Origin of the sequence: Streptomyces sp. SID5910, assembly GCF_009862125.1 — a bacterium.
In the GTDB taxonomy this organism is placed as follows: Bacteria; Actinomycetota; Actinomycetes; order Streptomycetales; family Streptomycetaceae; genus Streptomyces.
Window position 1 is genome coordinate 1 of record NZ_WWHX01000079.1, and the last position, 3,660, is coordinate 3,660.

The following is a 3,660-nucleotide window of genomic DNA, read 5'->3' on the forward strand; positions in this document are numbered from 1 at the left end:
CAGCCCGTCCGGCGTTTGAGGACGAGGCCGTCAAGGCCGATGGGGGTCCGGGGGCGCAGCCCCCGGGGACGCGAGCCACGACGCACCCGCACCCGCACGCGGCGCGAGCCACGACGCACCCGCGCTCAAACGCGAGCCACCTGCTAGGAATGCCCCAGGTCCGCCGACGCCTCGTCCTCGGCCACCGGCACCGACCCGGAGTCCGACGCCGGCCGCAACGGGAACGGGTCGATCCGCGTCTCGTCGATCACCGGCGGAGCCGGCTGCGGGGTCTTCGGCATCACCGCGGCCTCGGAGTGCCCGCCGCAGCCGTAGGCCAGGGACACGACCCGGCCGTCCGCCGGGGCGAACTCGTTGGCGCACACGCCGAAGGCCTGGCCCAGCGAGCCGCCGATACGGGCGAGGAAGCCGCAGGAGGCACAGGTGGCCGGCGCGGCCTGCGCCATCGCCGTCTTGGGCCCGAAGGCGTCCTCCCACCGGTCGGCCGCGACGTGCAGGCCGTAGCGGGAGAGCACCCGCGCCCGTCGCAGGCCCAGTTCCTCGGCGACCGCGGCGATCGTGCCGCGGGCCGGGGTGGTGGACAGCTCGGCGGGCGGCCCGGCCGTGACCTCGGCGTCCTCGGCCTCGACCAGGTCGGCCATCTCGTGGGAGACGACGGAGTTCGGCGGCGGCTCGTCCTCGCCGGTCCAGCCCGGCTCCAGCCGCAGATCCTCCGCGTCGGTGGGCAGCAGGTCGCCGGGGCCCATGTCGCCGGGGCGCAGCCGCTCGCTCCACGGCACCCACTCGGGGGCGAGGAGGGCGTCGGGGCCGGGCAGCAGCACCGCCTCGTCCACGGTCACGATCTTGGCGCGGGAGGCCCGGGCCACGGTGACGGCCCAGCGCCAGCCGCGGTAGCCGAGCTCCTTGGCGGCGAAGTAGTGCGTGACGACCCGGTCGCCCTCCGACACCAGCCCCTCGTGCTCGCCGACGACGCCGGGGGCGGCGGCCTCCTCGGCTGCGGCGCGGGCGAGGTCGACGGCCTCGGCGCACAGACGGTCAGGGGTGCGGCTTCGCGTTGTCGCTGCGCTCACAGGTATCGCTTCTCTCCATACGCCGTCTCACGAGTGCGCCGCTGACTGCGAGGGGGCGGACGGAGCGGACCTGTGGACCGCGTCGACGTCCGCGCCCGATCGCGCTCGGGCACACCTACGTCATCCATTCTGCGGTATGGCCGTAAGGCGCGCGGCCGAGAACGTTCGCCACGGCGCGCTAGGCACGCTACCTGCTCATGTGCGCTGGGCCTACACCGACGGGAGTTTCGGCGAGGGCACGATCGCTCTCCGAGGGCCCCGCACGGTCCAGACGGACCGTCCGGAACCCGTGCGGGGCCCGGCCGAAACACACCCCGCGCCCCCACCCGAGCACCGCACCCGGCCCCGCGAAGCCCGCCGTCCCCACCACCCCCGAACCGGCAGCCGCCGACGGCGAGCGCACCCCACGGGGGCCACCCGCACCCGACAACGCAACCCGCACGGGTGGTGCGGGTGGGAACACCACGGCCGAAGGCGAAGCCGAGGCCGAGACCCGGCCCCCGACCCATCCGTGCCATCCGTGCCGTAACGGCGCTATAGCCCGGGCTCTCGGGGCACTATGACGGAGTGGCAGCCGCACGGACGGAGTTCAAGCGCGGGAGCCGGGCACGCGGTCCCGGCTGGTTCCGCGCGGTCGGCCGTGCCCTGCGCCTGCCGGTCACCGGGACGGTCCGCGGCATCCGCCGGGCGACCCACGCGCACGGCGCCGGCGAGTCCGGCCTCGGCAAGCTGATCGAGCTGCACGGAGTGAACGGCGCCGGCGACGTCATGATCACCGTCGCCCTCGCCTCCACCGTCTTCTTCTCCGTGCCGACCGACGAGGCGCGCGGCCGGGTCGCGCTCTACCTCGCCATCACCATGGCCCCGTTCACCCTCCTCGCCCCGGTCATCGGCCCGATCCTGGACCGCGTACCGCACGGCCGCCGCGCGGCCATGGCGACGGCGATGGGGGCCCGCGCGCTGCTCGCACTGGTGCTGTCCGGGGCGGTGATCACCGGCAGCATCGAGATGTATCCGGCGGCGCTCGGCGTACTGGTCGCCTCCAAGGCGTACGGCGTGGTCAGAAGCGCGGTGGTGCCCCGGCTGCTGCCACCCCGGTTCTCGCTGGTGAAGGCCAACTCGCGGGTGACGCTGTGCGGGCTGCTCGCCACCGGCGTGGCCGCGCCGATCGGGGCGGGGCTCCAGGCGCTCGGGCCGCGCTGGCCGCTGTACGGCGCGTTCGTGATCTTCGTCGCGGGGACCGTGCTGTCGTTCACGCTGCCGCGCAAGGTGGACTCGGCGCGGGGCGAGGACCGGGCGCTGCTCGCCGCGGACGAGCGGCATCTGCACGGCCCGCACCGCAGGTCCGGCAAGCGCCCCGGGCTGCGCACGGTGGGCCCGGCGGTCACCCACGCGCTGGCCGCCAACGCCGCCATCCGCTGCCTGACCGGCTTCCTGATCTTCTTCCTGGCGTTCCTGCTGCGCGTCCATCCGATGACGGGTCAGAGCGCGGCCATGTCGCTGGGGATCGTCGGTGTCGCGGCGGGCGCGGGCAACGCGCTGGGCACGGCCGTCGGGGCGTGGCTGCGGTCCCGCGCGCCGGAGATCATCATCGTGACGGTCGTCGCGATCGTGCTGGGCGCGGCGCTCACGGCCGCGGTGTTCTTCGGCGCGGTGCTGGTGGCGTGTCTGGCCGCGGTGGCCGGTTTCGCGCAGGCGCTGGCCAAGCTGTCCCTGGACGCGCTGATCCAGCGGGACGTGCCCGAGCACGTCCGCACCTCGGCGTTCGCCCGCTCGGAGACGCTGCTCCAGGTCGCCTGGGTGTTCGGCGGCGCGGTGGGCATCGCGCTGCCGCTGAACGGCACGCTGGGCCTGTCCGTGGCCGCCGCGATCATCGCCGCCGGATGGCTGACCACCGTACGGGGGTTGATCGGTTCGGCCCGGCACGGCGGCGCCGCGCGGGCCAGGGTGGCGTGACCACGCCACGCCGTACCCAGGTGGGGGGACGGCAGGAGCCGCAATATAGCCTTCGTCCCATGACCACGTTGCCCCGCGGCGCAGCCGCCATCGGACACCGCGTTGTGCGACGCCGCCGTGCCGTCGCCGCCGCCGGTGCCGTATCCGCCGGACTGCTCCTGCTGTCCGCCTGTGACGAGCCGACCGCCATCTCCACGATCACGGTCGGCAGTGACTCGGTCAGCTCCGAGGCCACCTGCGGGGGCCAGGACAAGGCCCTGTCCGACGACGAGATCAACAAGTGTCTGAAGGACCCGGACGCCAAGTCGATCACCGTCGACCAGGACGAGACCGTCCGCTTCGGCGTCGACCCGGAGATCGCCGACGACCACTGGACGATCCTGATGAACGGGCAGCAGCTGGTCGAGGACAGCAAGAAGACGTACCGCACCATTCCGGGCAGCGTCTTCTTCAACGCCCAGTACGGCGCCCAGGGCGACTCGACGAACGTCGCCATCGCGGCCCGGGACGGCAAGGACGGCAGCCAGAAGATCACCGGCGTGTGGGTCTTCAAGCTGAAGAAGGACGACTGACCACGTCCTCCGTGCGCGTCCTCGTGGCCACCGCGGTCCCCGTCGAACGGGACGCGGTGGCT

The 3,660-nt window shown here is 73.9% G+C and carries 3 protein-coding genes; 2 read left to right on the forward strand and 1 reads right to left on the reverse strand.

Annotated elements, in window-relative coordinates:
• Positions 1–143: 143 nt before the first annotated feature.
• Positions 144–1,070, reverse strand: a complete 927-nt coding sequence (locus GTW67_RS03180; RefSeq protein WP_161163260.1) for a DUF3027 domain-containing protein — start codon at positions 1,068–1,070, stop codon at positions 144–146.
• A 567-nt stretch (positions 1,071–1,637) separates the two neighbouring features.
• On the opposite strand from GTW67_RS03180, the gene GTW67_RS03185 reads away from it, so the two are divergent.
• Together GTW67_RS03185 and GTW67_RS03190 are read left to right on the forward strand one after the other, a co-directional pair.
• Positions 1,638–3,026, forward strand: a complete 1,389-nt coding sequence (locus tag GTW67_RS03185) for an MFS transporter (RefSeq protein WP_161163261.1) — start codon at positions 1,638–1,640, stop codon at positions 3,024–3,026.
• Between the two features lie 59 nt (positions 3,027–3,085).
• Positions 3,086–3,598: a DUF2771 domain-containing protein gene (locus tag GTW67_RS03190; protein ID WP_202436764.1), complete on the forward strand. Its 513-nt coding sequence runs from the start codon at positions 3,086–3,088 to the stop codon at positions 3,596–3,598.
• Positions 3,599–3,660 lie beyond the last annotated feature (62 nt).

Coding starts and splice junctions, on each gene's coding strand:
- GTW67_RS03190 (WP_202436764.1), top strand. CDS start 3,086: ATGACCACGTTGCCCCGCGGCGCAGCCGCCATCGGACACCGCGTTGTG.